Annotated in this window: 21 protein-coding genes; 11 read left to right on the top strand and 10 right to left on the bottom strand. The window is 43.5% G+C overall.

All coding sequences use genetic code 11. The features are described 5' to 3' along the window. Positions 1–25 precede the first annotated feature (25 nt). On the bottom strand, positions 26–3,376 hold the full coding sequence (locus A0256_05205) for a transcription-repair coupling factor (protein AMR30861.1): 3,351 nt from the start codon (positions 3,374–3,376) through the stop codon (positions 26–28). Positions 3,377–3,532: 156 nt separating this feature from the next. On the opposite strand from A0256_05205, the gene A0256_05200 reads away from it, so the two are divergent. From A0256_05200 to A0256_05185, 4 genes are all read left to right on the top strand, one after another. Next, a complete protein-coding gene (locus A0256_05200; GenBank protein ID AMR30860.1) occupies positions 3,533–3,949 on the top strand; it encodes a hypothetical protein in 417 nt (138 codons plus the stop codon). 46 nt (positions 3,950–3,995) lie between these two features. Continuing rightward, positions 3,996–4,232: a hypothetical protein gene (locus A0256_05195; GenBank protein ID AMR34436.1), complete on the top strand. Its 237-nt coding sequence runs from the start codon at positions 3,996–3,998 to the stop codon at positions 4,230–4,232. Between the two features lie 192 nt (positions 4,233–4,424). Beyond that, positions 4,425–4,790, top strand: coding sequence for a hypothetical protein (locus A0256_05190; protein AMR30859.1), 366 nt, complete (start codon positions 4,425–4,427; stop codon positions 4,788–4,790). A 428-nt stretch (positions 4,791–5,218) separates the two neighbouring features. Continuing rightward, a complete protein-coding gene (locus A0256_05185; GenBank protein AMR30858.1) occupies positions 5,219–5,584 on the top strand; it encodes a hypothetical protein in 366 nt (121 codons plus the stop codon). Positions 5,585–5,700: 116 nt separating this feature from the next. Here the strand turns inward: A0256_05185 and A0256_05180 are convergent, their stop codons facing one another. The 4 genes from A0256_05180 to A0256_05165 all read right to left on the bottom strand — a co-directional run bounded on the left by A0256_05180 (position 5,701) and on the right by A0256_05165 (position 9,878). Continuing rightward, on the bottom strand, positions 5,701–6,834 hold the full coding sequence (locus A0256_05180) for an alpha/beta hydrolase (protein AMR30857.1): 1,134 nt from the start codon (positions 6,832–6,834) through the stop codon (positions 5,701–5,703). Between the two features lie 217 nt (positions 6,835–7,051). After that, on the bottom strand, positions 7,052–7,564 hold the full coding sequence (locus A0256_05175; protein AMR34435.1) for a peroxiredoxin: 513 nt from the start codon (positions 7,562–7,564) through the stop codon (positions 7,052–7,054). Positions 7,565–7,684: 120 nt separating this feature from the next. Further along, complete coding sequence (locus A0256_05170) at positions 7,685–8,563, bottom strand: xylose isomerase (protein ID AMR30856.1); 879 nt, start codon at positions 8,561–8,563, stop codon at positions 7,685–7,687. A gap of 82 nt (positions 8,564–8,645) precedes the next feature. Beyond that, positions 8,646–9,878: an RNA helicase gene (locus tag A0256_05165; protein ID AMR30855.1), complete on the bottom strand. Its 1,233-nt coding sequence runs from the start codon at positions 9,876–9,878 to the stop codon at positions 8,646–8,648. 576 nt (positions 9,879–10,454) lie between these two features. Between A0256_05165 and A0256_05160 the strand changes: the two genes are divergently transcribed. The 6 genes from A0256_05160 (at position 10,455) to A0256_05135 (ending at position 16,722) form a co-directional block, all read left to right on the top strand. Next, positions 10,455–11,468 carry a hypothetical protein gene (locus tag A0256_05160; GenBank protein ID AMR30854.1) on the top strand — a complete coding sequence of 338 codons (1,014 nt, stop codon included), beginning with the start codon at positions 10,455–10,457 and terminating at the stop codon, positions 11,466–11,468. A 330-nt stretch (positions 11,469–11,798) separates the two neighbouring features. Further along, entirely contained in the window at positions 11,799–12,464 is a 666-nt protein-coding gene (locus A0256_05155; GenBank protein AMR30853.1) for a glycosyl hydrolase, read from the top strand. A gap of 46 nt (positions 12,465–12,510) precedes the next feature. Continuing rightward, positions 12,511–14,244, top strand: a complete 1,734-nt coding sequence (locus A0256_05150; GenBank protein ID AMR30852.1) for a GMC family oxidoreductase — start codon at positions 12,511–12,513, stop codon at positions 14,242–14,244. A 6-nt stretch (positions 14,245–14,250) separates the two neighbouring features. Then, positions 14,251–14,886, top strand: a complete 636-nt coding sequence (locus A0256_05145) for a transcriptional initiation protein Tat (GenBank protein ID AMR30851.1) — start codon at positions 14,251–14,253, stop codon at positions 14,884–14,886. A 139-nt stretch (positions 14,887–15,025) separates the two neighbouring features. Next, entirely contained in the window at positions 15,026–15,733 is a 708-nt protein-coding gene (locus A0256_05140) for a hypothetical protein (GenBank protein AMR30850.1), read from the top strand. A gap of 5 nt (positions 15,734–15,738) precedes the next feature. Next, on the top strand, positions 15,739–16,722 hold the full coding sequence (locus tag A0256_05135; GenBank protein ID AMR30849.1) for an arabinan endo-1,5-alpha-L-arabinosidase: 984 nt from the start codon (positions 15,739–15,741) through the stop codon (positions 16,720–16,722). A gap of 6 nt (positions 16,723–16,728) precedes the next feature. On the opposite strand, the gene A0256_05130 is transcribed toward A0256_05135, so the two are convergent. The 3 genes from A0256_05130 to A0256_05120 all read right to left on the bottom strand — a co-directional run bounded on the left by A0256_05130 (position 16,729) and on the right by A0256_05120 (position 18,945). Further along, a complete protein-coding gene (locus A0256_05130; GenBank protein AMR30848.1) occupies positions 16,729–17,304 on the bottom strand; it encodes a gliding motility lipoprotein GldD in 576 nt (191 codons plus the stop codon). A 4-nt stretch (positions 17,305–17,308) separates the two neighbouring features. After that, positions 17,309–18,100 (bottom strand): shikimate dehydrogenase, encoded by a 792-nt coding sequence (gene aroE, locus A0256_05125; GenBank protein ID AMR30847.1) that lies wholly within the window; start codon positions 18,098–18,100, stop codon positions 17,309–17,311. Between the two features lie 212 nt (positions 18,101–18,312). Continuing rightward, on the bottom strand, positions 18,313–18,945 hold the full coding sequence (locus A0256_05120; GenBank protein ID AMR34434.1) for a hypothetical protein: 633 nt from the start codon (positions 18,943–18,945) through the stop codon (positions 18,313–18,315). A 10-nt stretch (positions 18,946–18,955) separates the two neighbouring features. Between A0256_05120 and A0256_05115 the strand changes: the two genes are divergently transcribed. Next, positions 18,956–20,317 (top strand): hypothetical protein, encoded by a 1,362-nt coding sequence (locus A0256_05115; protein AMR30846.1) that lies wholly within the window; start codon positions 18,956–18,958, stop codon positions 20,315–20,317. Positions 20,318–20,358: 41 nt separating this feature from the next. Here the strand turns inward: A0256_05115 and A0256_05110 are convergent, their stop codons facing one another. Both A0256_05110 and A0256_05105 read right to left on the bottom strand, forming a co-directional pair. After that, complete coding sequence (locus A0256_05110; protein ID AMR30845.1) at positions 20,359–21,207, bottom strand: transglutaminase; 849 nt, start codon at positions 21,205–21,207, stop codon at positions 20,359–20,361. 4 nt (positions 21,208–21,211) lie between these two features. Next, on the bottom strand, positions 21,212–21,934 hold the full coding sequence (locus tag A0256_05105; GenBank protein ID AMR30844.1) for a peptidase: 723 nt from the start codon (positions 21,932–21,934) through the stop codon (positions 21,212–21,214). Positions 21,935–21,948 lie beyond the last annotated feature (14 nt).

Genomic DNA, 21,948 nt, shown 5'->3' with positions numbered 1-21,948 from the left:
TTCATCGTCATGACGACTTTATTGCTTATACCCCAACCACCATCAACTCTTCCAAAACCTCCAGAGCCTCGTCAATATTGCCCACCCGTTCTACACTTAAACGAAGAGTGTTTTTTACTTCTTTCAGATTAGTTCGCTTTGGGTTGCGCTGCACAAAATTAAGTACTTCACGGAAGGCGTCAGTTTCGAAATAGGCAGATTGCTGATTGGTGATAAAGTAGCCGCGTAGTACGTTCTTCTTTAACGAAACCTTTTCAAAACCGATGGCTTTGCCCAGCCATTGGAGGCGCATAGAGTTCAGCAGATCATCTACCTGTCGTGGGATAGGGCCAAACCGGTCATGCAGTTGTTGTTTAAATGCTTCCAGTTCGGTTTCATTTTCCAGTTTGCTCAGTTCGGTGTACAGGTTATAGCGCTCGGCTATGCTGGTTACATACTCGTCTGGTATCAGAATCTCCTGGTCGGTATCTATCTGGGTAAAGCTGATAAATGGTTTCGGCTTTTCCTCGGGGAATACACCTTTAAACTCATCTTCTTTCAACTCCTGTATGGCTTCATCCAAAATCTTATGATACATTTCAAAGCCGATCTCAGCAATAAAGCCGCTTTGCTCGGCACCTAACAGGTTTCCGCTGCCGCGGATGTCAAGATCCCGCATAGCTACGTTAAAACCACTGCCCAAATCGCTGAATTCTTCTATGGCACTCAGGCGTTTCCGGGCCTCGTTGGTGAGCGTAGATAAGGGCGGACTCAGCAAATAGCAATATGCTTTTTTGTTGCTCCGTCCCACACGGCCGCGCATCTGGTGTAGATCGCTCAAGCCAAACATGTGGGCGTGATTAATGATAATGGTGTTGGCATTCGGAATGTCAAGGCCAGCTTCGATAATGGTAGTGGCCACCAATACATCATATTCGTGGTTTACAAATTTCAGCATCACATCCTCCAGTGCATCACCTTCCAATTGCCCGTGGGCAATACCGATACGCGCTTTAGGCACCAGTTTATGGATCATGCCGCCTAACTGCGGCAGGTCAGCTACGCGATTATGGATAAAGAACACCTGGCCGTCCCGCTCTATCTCGTGTTCAACGGCTTCTTTAATTAACTTATCGTTAAATACATGCAGCTCGGTAACTACCGGCTGGCGATTGGGCGGTGGCGTGGAGATAATAGAAAGGTCCCTGGCCCCCATCAATGAAAAATGCAATGTGCGGGGAATTGGGGTAGCGGTTAGGGTTAGCGTATCCACATTGGCGCGCATCTGTTTCAGCTTTTCTTTGGTAGATACGCCAAACTTCTGCTCTTCATCGATGATCATCAGGCCGAGATCCTTAAACTTCACATCCTTACTTACCAAACGGTGCGTACCGATGATGATATCAACCTTGCCATCCTTAAGATTGGTAAGGGTGTCTTTGATCTGCTTGCTGGTTTTAAAACGGTTAACATAATCAATGTTCACCGGGAAACCCTTCAGCCGCTCGCTAAAGGTTTTGTAGTGCTGGGCTGCCAAGATAGTGGTTGGCACTAATATGGCTACCTGCTTGCTATCCGCAACGGCCTTAAACGCCGCACGTACAGCTATCTCCGTTTTGCCAAAGCCCACATCGCCGCAAATGAGGCGGTCCATAGGGTGCGGGGCTTCCATATCCTTTTTAAAGTCAACGGTGGCCTTCTCCTGGTCGGGGGTGTCTTCGTAAAGAAAAGAGGCCTCCAATTCGGTTTGCAAATAACTATCAGGAGAAAAAGCATTACCGTCTTGAGCCTTACGTACCGCGTAAAGTTTGATCAGGTCGCGCGCAATGTCTTTAACTTTTTTTTTTGTGGTTTTTTTGAGGCGCTCCCAAGTGTCGGTACCCAGTTTATTCATGCGGGGCTGCGTGCCTTCCTTGCCACTGTATTTGCTGATGCGGTTCAGGGAGTTGATGTTCACATACAGCAGGTCATTATCAGCGTAGATCAGGCGGATCATTTCCTGCACCTTACCATTCACCTCTACTTTTTCCAGTCCGGCATATTTGCCGATGCCGTGATCGATGTGAGTGATGAAATCTCCGGGTTTCAGTTCACGAAGCTCTTTCAGGGTAATCGCCTGTGAACGCTGATAGCCTTTTTTAAGTTTGTATTTGTAGTACCTGTCGAAGATCTGGTGATCAGTATAACAGGCCAGCTTTTGTTCTTTATCTATAAAACCTTCGCGGATGGAGACACTGATCGGCGTAAACTTCACCGTTTTATCCAGGTCCTCCAGTATCGCATAAAGGCGCTCTACCTGCCTCGCACTATCGGTAAGAATGTAGTTCTCAACTTTCTCTGCCTCGTTATTCTTAAAATTGTGGATCAGCAGGCTAAAATCCTTATTGAAGGATGGCTGCGGCCGCATTTCAAAATTGATAGGGGTAGCATCATTGTAAAAAAACTGCTTGCCGAATTCTACCAGCGGGAAATCGTGCAGCTGATCTGCGATCAGCTTTTCGTCTGTAAAACTAAACTTGGGGTCAATCCAGTCGGGGTTTTGATTCTTTTCTTCGGCAGATAAGGCTTTCCACAGTTGGGTAGCCTTTTTGTGCCCGGTTTGGATAATATCCAGGGTAAACTGTACATCTTTAAGCCAGACCTGCGTACCGGCATCCACATATTCCAGCAGGGAAATGTTATTCTCTGTAAGAAATTTAGATTGCACGTTTGGCACTATCGTGATGTTCTTCACTTTTTCTACCGATAGCTGGCTCTCGATCTCGAAAGTACGGATCGACTCGATAAAATCACCGAAGAATTCTACCCGGTAAGGCAGATCATGCGAAAATGAGAAGATATCTACAATGCCGCCGCGTACGGAGAATTGCCCGGGTTCGTAAACAAAATCCACGCGGTCAAAATCGTACTCCACCAAAAATTCGCTGATGAATTCTATATTGAGCTTATTGTTTACAGCTATTTCAAGTGTATTTTTTTCCAGCGATGCCCGGTCAATAACCTTCTCGGCAATTGCCTCGGGGTAGGTAACAATCAGCTGACCATATTCGGTGGAATGGTTCAGTTCATTCAAAACCTCTGCCCGGGCCAGCACATTGCTGCTATCGGGCTGGGTAAATTCAAATGCTTTGCGATAGGACGACGGGAAAAGTAAAACCTCTTTCCCGGTAAGGTTTTCCAGATCGGCCTGGAAATAAGAAGCTTCTTCACGTTCTGGCAGCACGAAGATCATATGATTGTGCTGCAAAAAATACAATGCTGCCGCCATGGCCGCATCACCCGATCCAACTAAACCTCTCAGCTGAACCCTGGGATTTTTGCTGGCATTAAGCGCCTGCGCCAGTGCCTTTATCCGCTCGTCGGCCTTATACCTATCTAATATATCACGAATGTTCAAAACGTTTCAAATATAATTAAAAATGAGCCTTTGAGGCCCCGGGATTTTTTTATCAAAAATTATAGCAAACAAAAACGCCTATTGTTTACTTTTAAATGATATTCCGGGTAACGGAGATTAAACTAACAAACTTAGCTACCAAACTTTATAACTATCATGAAGAATTCAGTAATTTTCGGTTTATTAATAGGTGTACTTAGCATTATCTGGCTTTTCGTGATGCGCCAAACCGGCTACAATCTGGGGGACAGCATCGTGTCGCCTATCGAATACGTTTCCATACTTATACCGCTTATCGGTTTGTTTTTTGGGGTTAAAAACTTTAGGGATGGTGAGCTTAATGGCAATATGGGTTTTCTGGAGGCTCTGATCCAGAGTTTTAAAATTCTGCTGATTGGCGGCGTTGTGGCAGGTTTTGCCGGTGTGGTATACATTAACTGGATACTACCGACCGGGACCGAGACTAGCTTTCAGAGTTTTAGCGGCCGAATTTTCGGTGCGTTATTGGTTGGGATAATAGAGGCATTTGCTGTATCTTTATTACTGACAACCAAAAGTAACAAAGTTGATTAAAAAACTTTTCGATAAATATTTCGAACTCGTATTTTGGACAACTGCAATGGTTTGCCTGGCGTTTACTAACCCGGCAAACCATTCGCATTTTAGCCTGTGCCCTCTTAAGCAAATCGGCATAACCTGGTGCCCCGGTTGCGGCCTTGGGCACTCTATCGCTTATTTCTTTCACGGAGATATTTCAAGATCCTTTCAAGCGCACTGGCTGGGTATTCCTGCTGTTTTTATTATTCTGTACCGGATATACCGATTGATTAATCCGCAAGTTTATACCTTATCGTAAAAAGCAAATAGTTACTGTTCACCGGCCTGTTGCTAGTCGGCCAAAAAAACCACGCGGCAGTTCACCGTAGTTTCTCCAGTGTTTACCGATAGTTTATTACAAACTGCCTAATTCTTATTGCGTTGCCCTTGATTTGATAGTAGTTTTACATCAGAAATTAACACTAACAAATTAAAAATCAATACAATGAACATGTATCAACAAAATCCGTATATGGGCTTCGCGGACCTTAGCACTGAGGAGATGAGCATTTTGCAACAAGCTACAAACGATCTTAGCGATGCGCAAAAGCAATATTTTTTTATGGTTTACCAAAGCAAACGCAAAAGCCACCAGGATATGCTCATCTTTTGCCTTATTGGTTTGTTCCTCGTTCCCGGTTTGCAGCGCTTTATTATCGGGCAAATTGGCATGGGCATCTTATATCTGTTTACTATTGGCTTGTGTTTCGTTGGTTCAATTGTGGATTTGGCAAATTACAAATCACTTGCGAACGAGTATAACCAGAAGATGGCTTACGAAAGCTTCCAGATCACCAAAATGGCCATAAAGGAATAACTACCCTACATCACAATAAATATGAAAACGCTAAAAAAAATCAACGCCGGTAAATTGACGATCCAATTCGACAGGGAACTATTACACCTTTTGACGAACGATTTAAAATTACTAAAAGCAAAAAAAGCTTAACGACAAATTGCCGGTGCCGATAGGGCATTCCATTGGATTAGAACGATAGGCAAGCATTGGTAAGGACGAAATAGTTCCGCGGCGACTGGCCCACCAAAGAAAATATTGCAGATCATTTTAATTTTTGTTCTTTAAGGATATTTGCACCAGACCCGCCACTCCAAAACGGTGCTTTATTCTTCTATAATATCAAAAAGTGTAGGATATACTGCACATTATTTAGCACGGCATAATTATTTTAAGTAACAGTTAATGAGCGGCACGGGGTTTGCATAACCTGTTGAAAAACAATCGCCATGACCAAGAAGATATTAATTGTAGACGATAATGAGCTTATAGCCGAGGTTATGGGATACATTCTTACAAATAGTGGTTATCAGGTTACTACTTTACATCGTGGCGATAGCGTAGTAGCTCAAATAAAAGATACCCTTCCTGATCTGTTGATTTTGGATATCATGTTACCGGGTGTGGACGGGCGTGATATCTGCCGAATTTTGAAGCACAATAAAGCAACTCAAAATTTACCAATTATTATTTGCTCAGCAAATGATGATATAGAAGATTCTCTTAAACAAGAAGGCGCACCAAATGATATATTGAGCAAACCGTTCGATATGAATTCGTTGCTTAACAAAGTAGAACTCCAGCTAGCAGCCTAGTTAGTTTAACGTAGCGATCATGGGATTAGAGGTTTTTAATCGAGTCTGCCCCTTTCCGCAAACTTTATAGCGCTAAGCAGGTAAGGTAATTACGAATGATGGCTGTTTTGTGCTTATTATTTGGTTACTGTGTTTATGAAGCGTTCTACCACGTAAGTTGATAACTGGCCGCCGGGTCCGTTCAAATTATAATCAAAGCCGTGCGTTGCCCATGGCAATTTTAGCCAAAAGTGCTTAATGTTATACTCGGTTAATTTTTTATCCAGCCTGCGACTGTGCCCGGGCGACACCAGCACATCGTTATCCCCATGAATTATCAGCGTTGGCACGGTTGTTTTGTTAACAAATTCTATCGGCGAGCAGGCCACATATTTTTGCGGGACAGTTGCGTAATCGCCGCCTATGTAATTCACCATCACTTTCCGGGAATCCATTATTAAGGGGCTGGATGGGAGAGAATAGCCCCAAACCATATCGGCGGGTCCGTAAAAATCTACCACCCCCCGTAAACCGGGTTCTTTCTGTGTATAAGCAGATAGCTGTGCTATCTGGGCCCCTGCAGAACGGCCAACCAACACAAATTTTTCGGTATCTATTTGTAAAGTATCAGCATGCTTTTTTAAATACGCATAGACCTGGCTAATATCCTCCACCGGCGCAGGTGTTTGATACTTGGGTGCCATCCGGTAATTGATGGAGACTACATTGAATCCTTCTGCTGCAAGGTGGCTGTTTAGTTCCGGTAACTGCCTGCTGTCACCACTGCTCCAGGAGCCGCCATGTACTATTATAACACAAGGCTTTTTACCCGGCTTAGCCGCTGGGTAGTAGTCCATGGTTAAAGGCATATGTTTATCGGTGTTATAGGTAATGGTTTTGTAGGGGCGTACAGGAGGGTCTTTAAGCAGTTTAAAGAAGCTAAATGGCGCCTGGGTACTGTCCCCCTGCATTTCAGCACTGCCGGGGCCAAAGGTGGCTGTGAAATTTTGCTTTAATGACGATGCAACAATATAAGCCCTGAAGATTGGTGAAAGGAACAATAAAAGGGCTAATATCCCGATTACGGTACTCGCTAACTGATATTTATGCACCCAAAAACCTGCGATTAAAAATAGCGAAGTGATCACCGCAAATACCAGCGGATATTCTGTTACCCCAATGGCCAAAAGCCACAGGTAATAAGCCGGAGCCTTAAATACGGATAACAAGGAGATAAAAAAAAGTAGTATGATAATAATTAACCTGATCATGCGCCGGTTTTATGAAATAATTGATGTCTTACGATCCACTCGTTGCCGTTGTTGTAGTTCCACACTTTGCGCATGCTAAATAAAATTTGCGCCAGTAAATCACAGTTGTACCGCCTGGTCCTTACATAGATCCGCTCGAACAGCGATATAGTTTTGGTTTTGTGTTTATCCATATTGCTCAGCCAGGCATCAGCTTTTTTTTGTAGTGCATACCGAATTATTTGGCTGCTTTTATAGCTATTAAGGCTTCTTCAGCGTGCTCTTTACCCTGCAACATGGCCGCATGTGAGTAAACAATAACGCCCTTTGTATCTACTACAAAAGTTTCGCGGCCGCTCATGAAGAGCTTATTTTTTACACCAAACTGTTTATAAATTTTATCGCCGGGATCGCTTAACAGGATGAAAGGTAATTTATAATGATCGGTAAATGCTTTATGGCTGGCAACAGTTCCACCGTTTACGCCTATTACCACAGCTCCGGCTTTAACAAAATCGTTAAAACTATCGCGGAACGCGCAGGCCTCCTTGGTGCAGACCATACTTTCATCCTTAGGATAAAAATAGATAACCATTTTGTGCTTGCCTATTTCGCTGGCAATGTTAAACACCTTGCCATTTTGATCGGTAAGTGAAAAGGCTGGTACCTTATCGCCCGGACCCACATGTTTTTGTGCCTTAACGTTATTTGTAAATCCAATAGCCAATACAGCTACCAGAAAATATTTGATCATTGAGTTGCTCATAACCTATATACGGGAATACTAACGAATGTCGATTTATTTAGTTTTGCTAATATTTAGTCACAAAAAAAGCCGGACAAAATCCGGCTTTATGATGTTATACGGTGGTTAAACCAGGTTCTTTTTAATGTAAGCGTAGCTTTGGGTAATGCTGTTGAATGGATCACCCGGGCAAATATCCTGCTCATTAAAAAAGTATTTTAACCCGGCTTTATCAGCATGTTCAAAAATCTTTTTGAATGGTATTACGCCATTTCCAACTTCTGTAAACATTTGTTTAGGCGTGTTATCCATATCTTTTACATGCCAGAGTGGGAAACGGCCCGGGTGTTGGTTAAACATAGCAACAACATCCTGTTTGGCCCGGTACATCCAATATATATCCATTTCCATTTTTACCAGGTCCTTATCGGTGCTGTTTAAAAGCACTTCATAGGGGTATTTACCGTCTTCCTGTTTAAATTCAAAATCGTGATTATGGTAGCAAAGCTGAATGCCTGCTTTTTTACAGATCTCGCCGGCAGTATTTAATTTATCGGCTGTTTGTTTGTAATGTTCAAGGCTGCCGCGCTCTGTATCAAGCAAATATGCGCAAACCATATATTTTAAACCTACTTCAGCAGCATCATCAACCGCTTTTTGCCACTCGTTTGTAATGGTACCTTTAGCTGTAGCCATACCTTCGCCCAGCATATAATGGCCGCTTGGCATCATCAGCCCGTTATCTTTAAGCACTTGCTTAAATTGGTCAGGCTCCATGCCGTAGAATTTTTGGGTGCCGGTATAGGTGGCACCTTCCAGCGTATTGAAGCCTACTGCTTTTACTTTCGCTAAAGTACCCACAGGGTCTTTAGCCATCGCATCGCGTACGGTGTAAAGTTGAACGCCTATATATTTTTTGTTACGCGCAAATAATACATCGGGCGCCATTAAGAGCCCTGTACCCAGCACCGCTGAGGTTTTCAGGAACGAACGTCTTGAAGTCATGTTTGGTTTTTTAATTGGTTTGTTGTGTAAATGTAACGCATTGACAAATACAATCAAATAGACCGAACAAATAATACATGGTTTAATTTGCAGCAGGGCGCGGCTTGCTGCCTTTATAGCGGTTAGGTTTACGGCGCTGATCGTTCCTGCCACTGCCATGCGGCTGTTCAGTTTTTACGGCCTCAATACCTTTTAACTCTTCAGGCAATTCCTTTTGGGCTACGGGGCGGTCTATCAGCTGTTCTATACTTTTCAGCTTTTTCAAATCCCTGTCATTTACAAAAGTAATAGCGGTACCCGTTGTAGCTGCACGGGCAGTACGGCCAATGCGGTGTACATAATCTTCTGCATCGCCCGGCACATCGTAATTAATTACCAGGTCTATCCCCTCTACGTCTATACCACGTGATAAGGCATCGGTACCAATAATAACGGGCAGTTGTTTGTTTTTAAATCTAAGCAAGATCTCCTCACGTTCGTTTTGCTGCAGATCTGAGTGAAAGGCCGCCACATTTAAGTGTGCTTGCTTCAATTCTTTGTAAAGCGATTTTACAATTTCCTTACGGGATGCAAAAATAATGGAGCTTAAATAGCCGCCATCCTTTAAAAGCATTTTTAGCAAAGGAGTCTTTTGTCCGTCGTGCACGCGGTAAACCTGCTGATCTATACCGGCAGCGGGCTGCGAGATTGCAATATTGATCTGCTGCGGATCTGTTAGGATGGCCTTGGCCAGGTTGCGGATCCTGCCCGGCATGGTAGCCGAAAATAAAAGCGTTTGGCGTTTTTTGGGCAAGTAACTTATAATGCGCATAATGTCGTCACTAAAACCCATGTCCAGCATACGGTCGGCCTCATCTAATACCAAATGAGTAATGTGGTTAAATTTAAGCACGCCGGAGGTAAGATGGGCAATGAGCCTGCCAGGTGTGGCGATAATAATATTAACACTGTTTTGAATGCCGCGGCGCTGCTGCTCGTAAGCCATGCCATCACCACCGCCAAAAACTGCTTGTGAGCTAATACCAGTAAAATAGGCTAGCCCTTCCACCTGCTGATCTATCTGCTGGGCAAGCTCACGTGTGGGCGCCAGCACCAATGCAGTGGTCTGATGGCTGTTATTATTCGCGATATAATTTAAAACCGGCAGCAAGTAGGAAGCTGTTTTACCTGTACCCGTTTGGGCGCAGGCGATCAGGTCGTCGCCATTCATGATAACCGGTATGGTCATTTCCTGAATAGGTGTAGCTTTGGTGTAACCCATGCTAAGTACGCCTTCTAATAATTGTTCGTTGAAATTGAAATCCTGAAAAGTCACTATGTTCTTATAGATGAGTTGGCAAGGTAAGCATTTTGTTTCTAATACCGTGTAAACTCGGCTATATGAGCCGGATGAATTCACTTAGATGCCTCAGATACTACAGGCAACTTAACTACCATCATGAGCATCGAAACTAAAACGAAGTACAGCCAGAAGAAATGTTGATATCAATTCCATCATTTCAGCTGACAAGTTTATAAGGCGTACGGTTGTTAAAGTATCACCTCCCCCGGCAAATGCCATCGATCGTTGGCCTCCGAAAGAGCATGGTTAAAATATTGTTTAAAGATAAATTTTAAATACCTGAAAGTCAGGTTTGTGCATTAGATCATCATCAAATTTGATTAAGTAATGTCAACTCCGTTTTTCGTCATTGCTGGGATGCTGCTGAATGTTAGATACCGGATAGTAGCGGCTTCATCAAAGCAGATTTTACTATAACTGAAGCTGCACTACATTATCCCTTATGTCAGCGTAAAGTCGGATTCTGACTTAGGCTAAGAGTAGCAAAACAATCAGGTTAAAACACTGTAATATATTTTTACTATTAAGAAAATAGCTTCATACGACAGAATGTTTACCCCTTTTAAATCACGTTTTAAAATATTAATTGCCTTATTTATTTTAATCCTTTCAGCCATTAACGGCTTCGCATCCATCTCGCCAGATACCATTCATGTTAAAGGTACCCCTGTTATACAGGATACCATCACATCCCTAATTGCCAGGCGCCTGACCAACCAGGATTTTAACGATATATACGTACAGAATCTGCGTACTTCCTTTTTTGGGCAGGAATTTTTCCAACCGGTAAAAACACAGCTGGTGGCAGATGTTGTAGCAAACTTTGTTATATACAACACGCCCAAATCCCGCCTGTTTGTAAATGCCTTTACAAGGGTAAAGATCCGGTTACTTTCATCACCCGGCGCGCCGGTAAAGTCGCCAAGCTATATGCCAGGCATCCAGTTCTTTTACCGGCTAAACCATGATGTGTATCGCCCGGAATTTTTATCAGGCGGATATACACACCACTCTAACGGCGTGCGCGGGCCAACCTTACTGGAAGATGGCAGCTTTAATGTTGATGGTGGCAAGTTTTCTACCAATTTCTACACACTTAACTATACTGTTGGTAAGCGGATCGACAAGCCAGACCTGGTCATTAATCAATATAAAACCATTGGTGTAGAAGTACATGCGGGTTTGTTTGGCACTGGTGCCGCAGCTGGCCTGCCGGGCCACTACGGCTGGATCAGGGCAAACGGTACCTATATGATCAACCTGGCCAAGGCTTATGAAGACCCGATCAAAAAAAATCGCAAATTATTTGCCAACTGGCAGCGTCTGCAGTTTGATTTTACCTACATCGCTGATAAGTATAATGACTATAACGCCTTCAACCTCAAAAAACGGCTGAATGTTAGCCTGAAATACTATTACCATTTACCTTTTTTGTACGATGTATCGGTTATAGCCGGTGGTGGCTATCGCGGCCAGGATGATTATAATATCTCTTTCCAGGATAGTTATGGCTATGCAACTATAGGATTGGCATCTGGATTATCTTTTATGTTGAGCCGGTAAGCAAGCTCCTATTTGCAAATAGTGAGGGGGCGCTATTATGCTCTGTCGATTAGTTTTTATGCCTCCCGGTTCTTATTTTCTGGTTCACGATTTCCTGCCTCGTACTTCTTAAATTCTTGCCTCCTGGATTCTGGCGTCCTGCCTCGTGATTTCCTGTATCTCAATTTCCTGCTTCTTGATTTCTTGCTTCTCGTTTCTTAATTGCCAAACCTGAGCCTTGTAATTTTTTTGATTGATTAAGCGTTAAAGTAGCATCAATCAAAATAAATACTACTTTTACTATCCAAACTATAACTAAACAGTGCATCTTGCATTGTAAAAACTATCTTCATGAAAAAAATGATCCTGGGCGCACTGGCTTTAACGGCCGTAAGCTACGCAGCATTTGCGCAAAAAACAGTAAAACTATTTGATGGTAAAACCACCACAGGCTGGCATACTTATAACAAAACTGGTGTCGGTGCCTGGTCTGTAGTTGATGGGGCACTTCAGCTGGATCCAAAATCTCCGGAAGCAGCAGATCTGCTTACTGATGGTGAGTATGAAAACTTTGAATTAAGTATAGATTGGAAGATTGCTGAAGGTGGAAATAGCGGTATTATTTTCGGCGTGCATGAAGACCCTGCATTAGGTGCTACCTACCTTACCGGCATAGAAATGCAGGTGCTCGATAACGTAAAAGCGGAAGATAATAAAAAACCAAGCCACCTGGCGGGTTCATTATATGATTTGAAACCTGCCCCTGCGACAGCTGCTAAACCGGCTGGCGAATGGAACAAGGTTAAGATCCGCAAAAAAGATGGTCAGCTTACTTTCTCACTAAATGGTGTAGAAACTGTTAATGTAAAAATTGGCAGCCCGGAATGGATAGAAATGCTGAACAACAGCAAATTTAAAACCTGGGCAGGTTTTGCCAAGTATCCTAAAGGCCACATTGCTTTGCAGGGCCATGGCGCAGTAGTATCATACAAAAATATCAGTTTAAAACAATTATAAGCTAGTCAAATCCGGAGCACTAACCAGCGCCGGGGTAATATTCTTTATGGAAGATTTGCAGATCAAAAAATCAGGCACAACCTATGATGTAGTTATTGTAGGCTCGGGTGCAGGGGGCGGTATGGCAGGTTATGTGCTTGCTAATGCAGGTATTAAAGTTTTAATGCTTGAAGCCGGTGCATACTTTGACCCAAAAACAGATTCGGCCCAATTAAAGTGGCCTTGGGAATCGGCTCGCCGCGGGGCAAGCACTACGCGCCCGTTTGGTGATTTCGACGCTGCTTTTGGCGGTTGGGATATCGATGGCGAGCCGTATACTACAAAAGACAAAACAGAATTTTATTGGTTCCGCTCGCGGATGCTGGGTGGTCGTACCAATCACTGGGGGAGGATCTCCCTGCGAATGGGTCCGGATGACTTTAAACCGAAAGACGGCCTGACCGATGAGTGGCCAATTTCTTATGAGGATGTAAAACCTTTTTACGATAAGGTTGACCGTTTGATTGGGATTTACGGTACCAAGGAAAACATAGAAAGCGAACCGGATGGCATCTTTTTACCGCCGCCAAAGCCCAGGTTGAACGAGTTGTTTATTACGCAGGGCGCGCGCAAGGCCGGTGTAAAGGTTATCCCGGGGCGTGGTTCGGTACTAACAGAGGCATTGCCCGGCAATAAAGAACGGGGTGCATGCTTCTTCTGCGGGCAGTGCGGCCGTAGCTGTAAAATTTACGGCGATTTCTCGGCTTCTTCTTGCCTGGTTATCCCTGCTATTAAAACCGGCAATCTCAAAGTGATCACCAATGCAATGGTGCGCGAGATACTGACGGATAAAAACGGACTGGCAACAGGCGTATCTTACATTAATAAAGAAGATATGCAGGAATACCAGGTAAATGCCAAAACAGTGATACTTGGCGCAAGCGCGGGAGAATCTGCCCGCATCCTGCTCAATTCCAAATCATCAGCACATCCGGGCGGTTTGGCCAATAGCAGTGGCGTTGTTGGTAAATACCTGCATGATTCTACCGGCTCAAGTGCTGGTGGTTTTCTGCCGCAACTGCTGGATCGTAAGCGTTACAACGAAGACGGCGTAGGTAGCGTGCATATCTACTCGCCGTGGTGGCTGGATAACAAAAAACTGAATTTTCCGCGCGGATACCATATCGAATATGGTGGTGGTTTACATATGCCATCATATGGCTTTGGTTTCGGTATGCAAAACCAAAATGGCGCAGTTCCCGGCCGTGATGGTAAAACAAAGGAGGCCGGTGGCTATGGTGCATCGCTAAAAGATGATTACCGCCGCTTCTTCGGCAGTAGTGTGGGAATGGCCGGCCGTGGTACCGCCATTGCCCGTGCAGATAATTATTGTGAAATAGACCCTAGCGTTGTGGATAAGTATGGTATCCCTGTATTGCGTTTCCATTACAAATGGACCAATGACGAGGTGAACCAGGCTAAGCACATGCAGGATACTTTTGAGGAGGTTTTACACAATATGGGTGCTATACATGGCCCTAAACAAGGGCCGGAAACTAATTACGGCTTAGAAGCACCAGGTAAGATCATTCACGAAGTGGGCACTGTCCGTATGGGTGATGATCCATCCAAATCTGCCCTGAACAAATATTGCCAGGCCCACGATTGTAAAAATCTTTTTGTGGTTGATGCCGCTCCTTTTGTGCAGCAAGGCGATAAAAATGCCACCTGGACAATTCTTGCTCTTAGCATGCGTACCGCAGAATACATTTTGGCTCAACGTAAAAAACTTAACGTATAACGCATCATGAACAGACGCGATTCCCTTAAAGCACTTGGTTTCGGCACCCTATCAGCAGGCGTTCTGCTGGAGGCCTGCAAAACCCCGGATAATAAAAACGTTCCCGAATCTGAAGAAGCAGCTAAAGAAGCCGCCGCCGGCCGCCAGCCGGAAGAGATAGAACGGGATAAAAAATTAATGGCCGATAAATATTTTACCGAGCACGAAATGGCGACCATTGCTGTGCTGGCAGATATAATTATTCCAAAAGATTCAAAATCGGGCAGCGCTACGGAGGCCAAGGTGCCGGAATTTATCGAGTTTATTGTTAAAGATATTCCGGATCATCAGTTGCCTATGCGCGGCGGACTGCGCTGGCTGGATCTGCAAACTTTGAACCGTTTTGGTAAAACCTTTGTAGCCTCTACACCTGCACAGCAAATACAACTGGTGGACCTGATTGCCTATCCGGCCAAAGCTACACCTGATATGCAGCAAGGCGTAGCCTTTTTTAACCGTATGCGGGATTTAACAGCAACCGGTTTCTTCACTACCGAAATGGGGATCAAAGATCTGGGTTTTGTGGGTAATGCCCCAAACAAATGGACCGGAGTACCCGCTGACGTATTGAAGCAGTATGGAATGGAAAATGTAGTGGTATAACAAACGGCTTATACATTTAAATAACAAAGCCCGGATTTAACGCCGGGCTTTGTTATTAATGCCGGGAAAAAGATGAGTTAATTGAGCCGCCATTAGCAACTGTATGTATTTTGTACTATCAAAGGTCCTCTATATTTTTATGCTCCCATTCATGTGGGCCTTTGCCATGCTGGTTTATGCGCTTATTACCAGGAAACAAAAGCGGCGCCGAAATTTGTTAATTGCTGCTTTGTTACTACTTTACTTGTTCGGCAACCCTTGCTTGTACAATCTTTATGCAAAAGCCTGGGATATTGACCCCTACCAAATAAATGGCAAAAAATATGACCTTGCAATTTTACTCGGCGGATTTATCTCACAGGATCAAACAGGCGAAGGCTATTTTAATGATTCTAAAGACCGGTATGTGCAGGCAACCAAACTGCTTGCAAACCATACAATAACCCATTTGTTAATGACGGGCGGTAACGGCAGCCTTACCCCGGATGGGTTTTCTGAGGGCGCGTTTGTTAAAGGGGAACTTAAAAAGATGGGCTTTCCGGATAGTAGTATATTGATAGAAAGCAAAGCACGCAATACTTTTGAGAATGCTGCACTTTCGCATGCGATATTAAAGAAAACCGGTTTAAAGCCGCCGTATTTGCTGGTTACATCTGGTTTCCATATGCGCCGCGCTTTAATGGTATTTAAGAAAGAAGGGCTGGAAGTCGTTCCATTTCCGTGCGATTATAAAACTTACAAAGGTCTATTTTCAGTGTTTGATCTTTTACCGGCAAGTGAAACATACGGCAATTGGAATTTATATATTAAAGAATTAATTGGTTATCTGATAACCATGCTAAAATAACAACTATGAAGCGATTACTATTATTTATTAGTGCTATTGTATGCCTGCAGGGTGCAATTGCTCAAACAGCACCTGTTAAGAAAACATCCGGCAACCCTATTTTTCCCGGCTGGTATGCCGACCCCGAGGCTACCATATTTGGCAAACAATATTGGGTTTATCCCACTTTTTCTGACAAGTATAATAATCAGGTACATTTTGATGCATTTTCATCTACCGACCTAGTTACCTGGACCAAGCACGCAAACGTGCTTGATTCTTCAAACGTTAAATGGGCAAAACGCGCCATGTGGGCGCCCGCTCTGGTACAAAAAGGGGGCAAGTATTACTTTTTCTTTGGAGCAAATGATATCCAGAACAACGAAACCGTTGGCGGTATTGGTGTAGCCGTGGCAGATAAACCGGAAGGCCCCTTTAAAGACCTCTTGGGTAAGCCTTTGATAGATAAAATAGTGAACGGTGCACAGCCGATAGATCAGTTTGTGTTTAAAGATAAAGACGGGCAGTATTACATCATTTATGGTGGTTGGGGCCATTGCAACATTGCAAAGCTTAAAAATGATTTTACCGCATTGGAGCCTTTTGCAGATGGGACTACCTTCAGATCAATAACGCCTGAAGGCTATGTAGAGGGGCCAATTATGTTTATCCGTAACGGCAAATATTACTTCATGTGGTCGGAAGGTGGTTGGACAGGTCCGGATTATCGGGTAGCATATGCTATAGGCGATAGCATTAACGGGCCATTTAAAAAAATCGGCACCATTTTAAAGCAGGACCCTGCCGTGGCTACTGGCGCGGGGCATCATTCGGTGATTAAAGTGCCGGGTAAAGATGAATATTACATCGTATATCACCGCCGCCCATTAACAGAAACCGATGGCAACCACCGGGTAACCTGTATAGATAAAATGGAATTCGACGCTAGTGGCCTGATTAAGACGGTTAAAATAACCAATACAGGGGTATCGGCCCGTAAAATAAAGTAGTGAAGCTTACTTCCATTGAAAAGTTTTGATCATCACATCAACATCTTTTTTGAGGAAGTTTAACACCGGTTGGATAGAATCTAAACGAGGTTCGGAATTGAAATAAAGTGCGCAGCGCAGATAGTGTTGCGTACTATCGGTTAAAAAGTATTGCGCCGATGAGGCGGCATTGCCGTCTATAGTGTAATAAATACCATATACCTTTTTTGCCGGGTAAGCAATTATTCCTTCATCAATTGATGTGGCCTTAACCGTATGCTTAAAGCTAAGCTTATGGGCATCCTCTATCAGCTCATTAAATTCTGCTTTAGAATGGATCTGTTGATAGCTTAAATGGAGGGTAGCGTTGAATTGATCGAACTGAATGTTTTGCCAACAAGGCTTTGCACCATGCGATTTATCCGGTTCTATTTTTCCATATTTTGGATATTCAAAAGTAAACGGGCAGCCCTCCTGGTAGGTTTGGTATTCTTTTTTAGGGTATACAATGCGGAAAAATCCCCGTGGTTTTGGCGAGTAGTCGTTTGAGCCACCGCAGGATGCAATGAATAGTACAGCAATAAAAAGAGCTAAAAATTTCAAATTGTTATTCTTTTGAGTTCCAGATTTCCCAGGCCTTTTCGGCTTGCAAAACTAACATTTCATATCCATTTTTAGTGGTTGCCCGGCGCTCGGCCCCTTTTTGTAAGAAAAGCGTCTGCGGCGGATTGTAAACAAGGTCAAATAACAGGTGATCGCTGGTTATTGCTTCATACGGGATCGGCGGGCATTCATCTTCATTAGGGAAAGTGCCGAGCGGTGTGGTATTAATAATAAGTTTGTAATCTCTAATGTGTTTTTCAGTCAGATCGCTAAAGAGAATACTGCCACGCCCTGGTTTGCGCGTTACAGATATATGATCTATTCCCTTATTCTCTAATACACATTTTACGGCTTTGGCCGCGCCGCCATCACCCAGTATCAATGCCTTATCATGGTATCTACTCAATAGTGGCGTTAACGATTGTTCAAAACCGTAGAGGTCAGTATTGTACCCTTCAAGCCTGAAATCGTGCCCGGCAATACCTACTTCGCCTGAAAATGCTGCTGAAACAGGGCTCTCCGAAATCACTTTGATGCAGTTTACAGCACCTGCATTTTTAGCATCGTGCTCTATCCAGTCAAGATATTTCATCACATTCACCTTGTGTGGAATAGTTACATTAAGCCCGCACAGACCCGGGTGCTGATGCAATAAGGCGGGCAAATCTTTAACATCCTCCAACGGATAAAGCTCATATTCCGTGTCGGTTATTTTTTCTGCCGTGAACTTTTCTGTGAAATATTTTTTAGAAAACGAGTGTGAAAGGGGAAAGCCGATCAGTCCGTATTTTTTCATCTGCTGCCGATATTATGTTGTTTACTGCCTACAATACTTAACGGTAATATTAGCAACAATGGATGAAATCTTATAATTTATTTATTCGCGCGAACTCACTGATACCTCCAGCATTGCGAGGTTAAGATGCTCTGTTTCTATAGATTTACGTAAAACGCCATTGAAATAGTTAGGGTAATTCTCGTTGCTTACGGAATAATATATGCCGTACACTACTTTATTGCTTCAAACTTCACCACCAACTCCCAGCGTTTTTTATTTTCAACCAGTTTAAACATTGGGTCGGCAGAATCATTGAATTCGCAGCGGCGAATATTTGTAAATCCAGCATCACGCAGTTCTTTCTCTGTAGATTCCCAATCCCAAAGCCATAAGTGGTCCAGGTAGCCAAACAAATGTTTTGTAACTGCCATAAAATTACGCGGACGTACTTCCACTCCCATCATCATCCTTTTTATAAGGGTTATTGATGCTTCCGGATCGTGCTTAACATCTTTGTCGTTTACGTAGTCGCGCACCAAAACCTCCAAATCGGGCATAATTATCCGGAATATACCACCCGGTTTAAGCATTTTATAGGTATTGCGTAAGGCTATTCTAAAGTGCTCCAAAGACATATGTTCCAGCACATGCGAGCAGTAGGCACCGTCAACCGTTCCGTCTTTTATACCAGGCAGGCCATCTGTAATATCGCCATACTGTACGTTTTTATCAAACACCTGGCCCAGCCCTTTTTTTAAAATAGCGCCCAGAATAGGGGTTTTCTGAATGCGCAGGGTAGGCGATACATCAAAGTTTTTCCATTCAGGCGGTGCAGCCTGGCCGCATCCGTAGTGTACGTACAATTTTTGTTCTGTGGGCATTGTATGTAGGTTTTATATCAAAAATAAGAATGATGTAGTTGCCGTTTTAAAGGTAAATCATTTTAGTAAATATAAAGGATTTTTGCAGGATATTGTAAGGCATACACTTATAACTTGTTATAATATTACTAGTTTAGCAAAAACAAATACCGGCATGTTAACTAACCGCAACATACTGTGCATTAGCGGAACCGAATGGCACGGGAATTACATAAAGGCTGTTGTTGAACTAATGAAGGTGTTATCGGCTACAAACAAAATATTGTTTGTAGAAAATGCGTACACCTATAAAGATGCTATTGCCGGTGTTAACAATAAAAACAAGGTAGACTATGTACAGGCGCTTGGGCTAAAAACCCGTATCAGCGCTATTCATCCAGAAACAGGCGGCTCCGTGTATATCCTTACCCCTCCGTTGGTTTTTCCGGTTAGTTTTCTACCGCCCGGTAGAATTTATGATGCCATGCTGAATTACAACGGCTGGATCCTGAGACGCACCATTCGGAAGGCGTTGAAGCAGTTGGATATGAATCACGACCTAATTAATTTTGTATCCTTTAACCCTGGTATGGGGGTACAAACGGGGCGCAGGTTTAATGAAAAAACTCTTATTTATCATTGTTACGACGAGATTAAAGGCGCAGCTTACTGGCTCAGCAAGCATGGCGTACGCCTAGAAGATACCTTTATGAAAATGGTTGATGCAGTTATCGTAACCTCCAAAGGCCTTTATCACAGTAAATGCGCCGCGGCCGATCGGTGTTATATCGTAAATAATGCGGTCAAGGCTTCGCTATTCAGGCAGGGATTTAATCCTGAGGTTGACCCTCAACAAAAAAACATTGGATATGTGGGCAGCGTGGATGACCGATTGGACCTGGATATCCTTACCTATTTGTTTAAAAATATGCCGGACACCACATTCACATTTGTTGGGCGGATATTGAGTGAGCGGTCTGAAACCGAGCTCAAAAAGCACAAGAATGTAAAACTGGAGGGTGCTAAAGCGCCTGAATTACTGCCGGCTTATTCCAGGCAATTCTCTGCCGGTATTATTCCGTTTATAAAAGACGAATTTACAAAGGGCATATACCCCATGAAGATAAACGAATACCTTGCTGCCGGGCTCCCTGTGGTAAGTACTGATTTTAGTGACCTGTCTGATTTTGAGGGGGTGATAAAGATCACGGACAATAAAGAAACCTTTTTACAGTGTCTGCTGGATGAGATTAATTACGATTCTACAGAAAAGCGCCAGAGCCGGTTAGAAATAGCAGAAGGCAATACCTGGGGTAAACGGGCTGAAGAGTTAAGTGATGTGATTGAGAAGGTAGAAATGGAACTCGCTGGTTAACTTGTACCATTACCTAATCCGTCGGGCTTTAAGGTAAACGATTATAAATAAGTAACGCCGTCAAAAATACTTCGGGTATAATAAATCGGTTTAAAGGCATTTTCGTCGGCATATTCGCAGGCAGCCTTTATATTGGTACAAAAAACATCACCGAAGATGCTGGCAATGGCGGCATCTGCAGCATCTCTGCCGGTTGCAATCTTAACCAAGCCATTCAGCGGAATAAGCCGTGTGGCATCAAATAATACCCAATCTCCACCGAGATAAGCTTCAAAACAGGCATGGAAATCTTGCGGGCGCAACTGGTAGGCATAACCAGTAAAGTAACGGGCCGGAATAGTTAGCGCCCTGCAAAGCGCGATACCTAAATGCGCAAAATCCCGGCATACGCCTGCTTGCTGCGTAACGGTATCGTAGGCTGATGTTTCGGAATTGGTGAAGCCGCTTAAATATTCTACGTTTTTATAAATCCAGTCTGTGATAGCAAACACCTGTTCAAAAGAGGTGCGGATGTGGCCGAACGTATTATTTGCTAAACGGTATAATTTATCGCTCTGGCAATAACGGCTGGGATTGAGGTATGGCAATACAGATGGATCAAACTTGGCAACCGGTATCTCAAGCACGTTAGAATGATCTTTAACCTCGTAGTAATTATCAACCAGTGCATCGTATTTAATATTGATGAGGCCGGGATCCGGGATATCCAGCCTGATAAAACGGTTTTCACCGTTTACGGCATTTAGTTCTTCAATTTTAACATAGGGGGATATCTCCAGTTGCTCGGTGATAACAGTTTGATGTGCGGTTCTTAGTGCATGTACGTTTAATATTAAGGTGCTCGGAGCTTTTACATCATATTCCAACTCGGCCGATACTTTAAGTTTCATTGTGCTATACTGGTAGTTTTTTAAATGCTTTATCCATCCATTCCCCCGGGATATTCATCAGGGCGTTTCTTAGTTCTTCATCCCACTTGGCAGAAATATCTTCCAGGTCTTTTTGCGTATAGCGTTGTTCCACCAGGTCAAATGTTCCCTTTTTATAAAGAGCCACGTCAATTGGGAAATCTACATTATTACTGCTCACCCGGGTGCTGTCGAACGATAAAAAGCCAGCTTTTAGCGCCAGCCTCATATCCGAATCTTCGTGAAGAACCCGGTTTAGTATGGCCTTACCATGCCCCGAATTGCCTATTACTACAAAGGGGGCGCCGAGTCCTAATTCCACCCAGTTGCCTTCAGGATACAGTAAAAAAAGTTTGTGCTCATCGTCGTCTTTTAGTTGGCCGCCTATAATGGTATGCAGATCAAACTTAAAACCAGTTTTCTCCAAAGTAGCGCGATCCTCGTCAGCTACCCGCCTAACTTGCTGCCCGAAAGCGTTTACAGCCTGGTAAAGTTTGCCAAATTCCGCAGTTTCCAATAGCTCGTCAAAATAAACTATCGCTTTATCCCTCACAGACCGCAAACCACTGGTCATTATAAACAAAGAATAATGTTCCTTTTGAACAATCGTGATCTTTTTCTTTATGGTGATATCTGTACCGGTAGTAATACGCGTATCAGCAATAGCAATCAATCCTTCCTTAACCTTAATTCCTAAACAGTAAGTCATGCTAAAATAGTCTA

The organism is Mucilaginibacter sp. PAMC 26640, from assembly GCA_001596135.1.
In the GTDB taxonomy this organism is placed as follows: Bacteria; Bacteroidota; Bacteroidia; order Sphingobacteriales; family Sphingobacteriaceae; genus Mucilaginibacter.
Note: the sequence above shows the minus strand (reverse complement) of the source record. Positions and strands in the feature narration are given on the sequence as shown.

Excerpts from the sequence above, each read along its gene's own strand:
- A0256_05200 (AMR30860.1), top strand. The coding sequence starts at position 3,533 with ATGAAGAATTCAGTAATTTTCGGTTTATTAATAGGTGTACTTAGCATT.
- A0256_05195 (AMR34436.1), top strand. The coding sequence starts at position 3,996 with ATGGTTTGCCTGGCGTTTACTAACCCGGCAAACCATTCGCATTTTAGC.
- A0256_05190 (AMR30859.1), top strand. The coding sequence starts at position 4,425 with ATGTATCAACAAAATCCGTATATGGGCTTCGCGGACCTTAGCACTGAG.
- A0256_05185 (AMR30858.1), top strand. The coding sequence starts at position 5,219 with ATGACCAAGAAGATATTAATTGTAGACGATAATGAGCTTATAGCCGAG.
- A0256_05180 (AMR30857.1), bottom strand. The coding sequence starts at position 6,834 with ATGATCAGGTTAATTATTATCATACTACTTTTTTTTATCTCCTTGTTA.
- A0256_05170 (AMR30856.1), bottom strand. The coding sequence starts at position 8,563 with ATGACTTCAAGACGTTCGTTCCTGAAAACCTCAGCGGTGCTGGGTACA.
- A0256_05160 (AMR30854.1), top strand. The coding sequence starts at position 10,455 with ATGTTTACCCCTTTTAAATCACGTTTTAAAATATTAATTGCCTTATTT.
- A0256_05155 (AMR30853.1), top strand. The coding sequence starts at position 11,799 with ATGAAAAAAATGATCCTGGGCGCACTGGCTTTAACGGCCGTAAGCTAC.
- A0256_05150 (AMR30852.1), top strand. The coding sequence starts at position 12,511 with ATGGAAGATTTGCAGATCAAAAAATCAGGCACAACCTATGATGTAGTT.
- A0256_05145 (AMR30851.1), top strand. The coding sequence starts at position 14,251 with ATGAACAGACGCGATTCCCTTAAAGCACTTGGTTTCGGCACCCTATCA.
- A0256_05140 (AMR30850.1), top strand. The coding sequence starts at position 15,026 with ATGCTCCCATTCATGTGGGCCTTTGCCATGCTGGTTTATGCGCTTATT.
- A0256_05135 (AMR30849.1), top strand. The coding sequence starts at position 15,739 with ATGAAGCGATTACTATTATTTATTAGTGCTATTGTATGCCTGCAGGGT.
- aroE (AMR30847.1), bottom strand. The coding sequence starts at position 18,100 with ATGAAAAAATACGGACTGATCGGCTTTCCCCTTTCACACTCGTTTTCT.
- A0256_05110 (AMR30845.1), bottom strand. The coding sequence starts at position 21,207 with ATGAAACTTAAAGTATCGGCCGAGTTGGAATATGATGTAAAAGCTCCG.
- A0256_05105 (AMR30844.1), bottom strand. The coding sequence starts at position 21,934 with ATGACTTACTGTTTAGGAATTAAGGTTAAGGAAGGATTGATTGCTATT.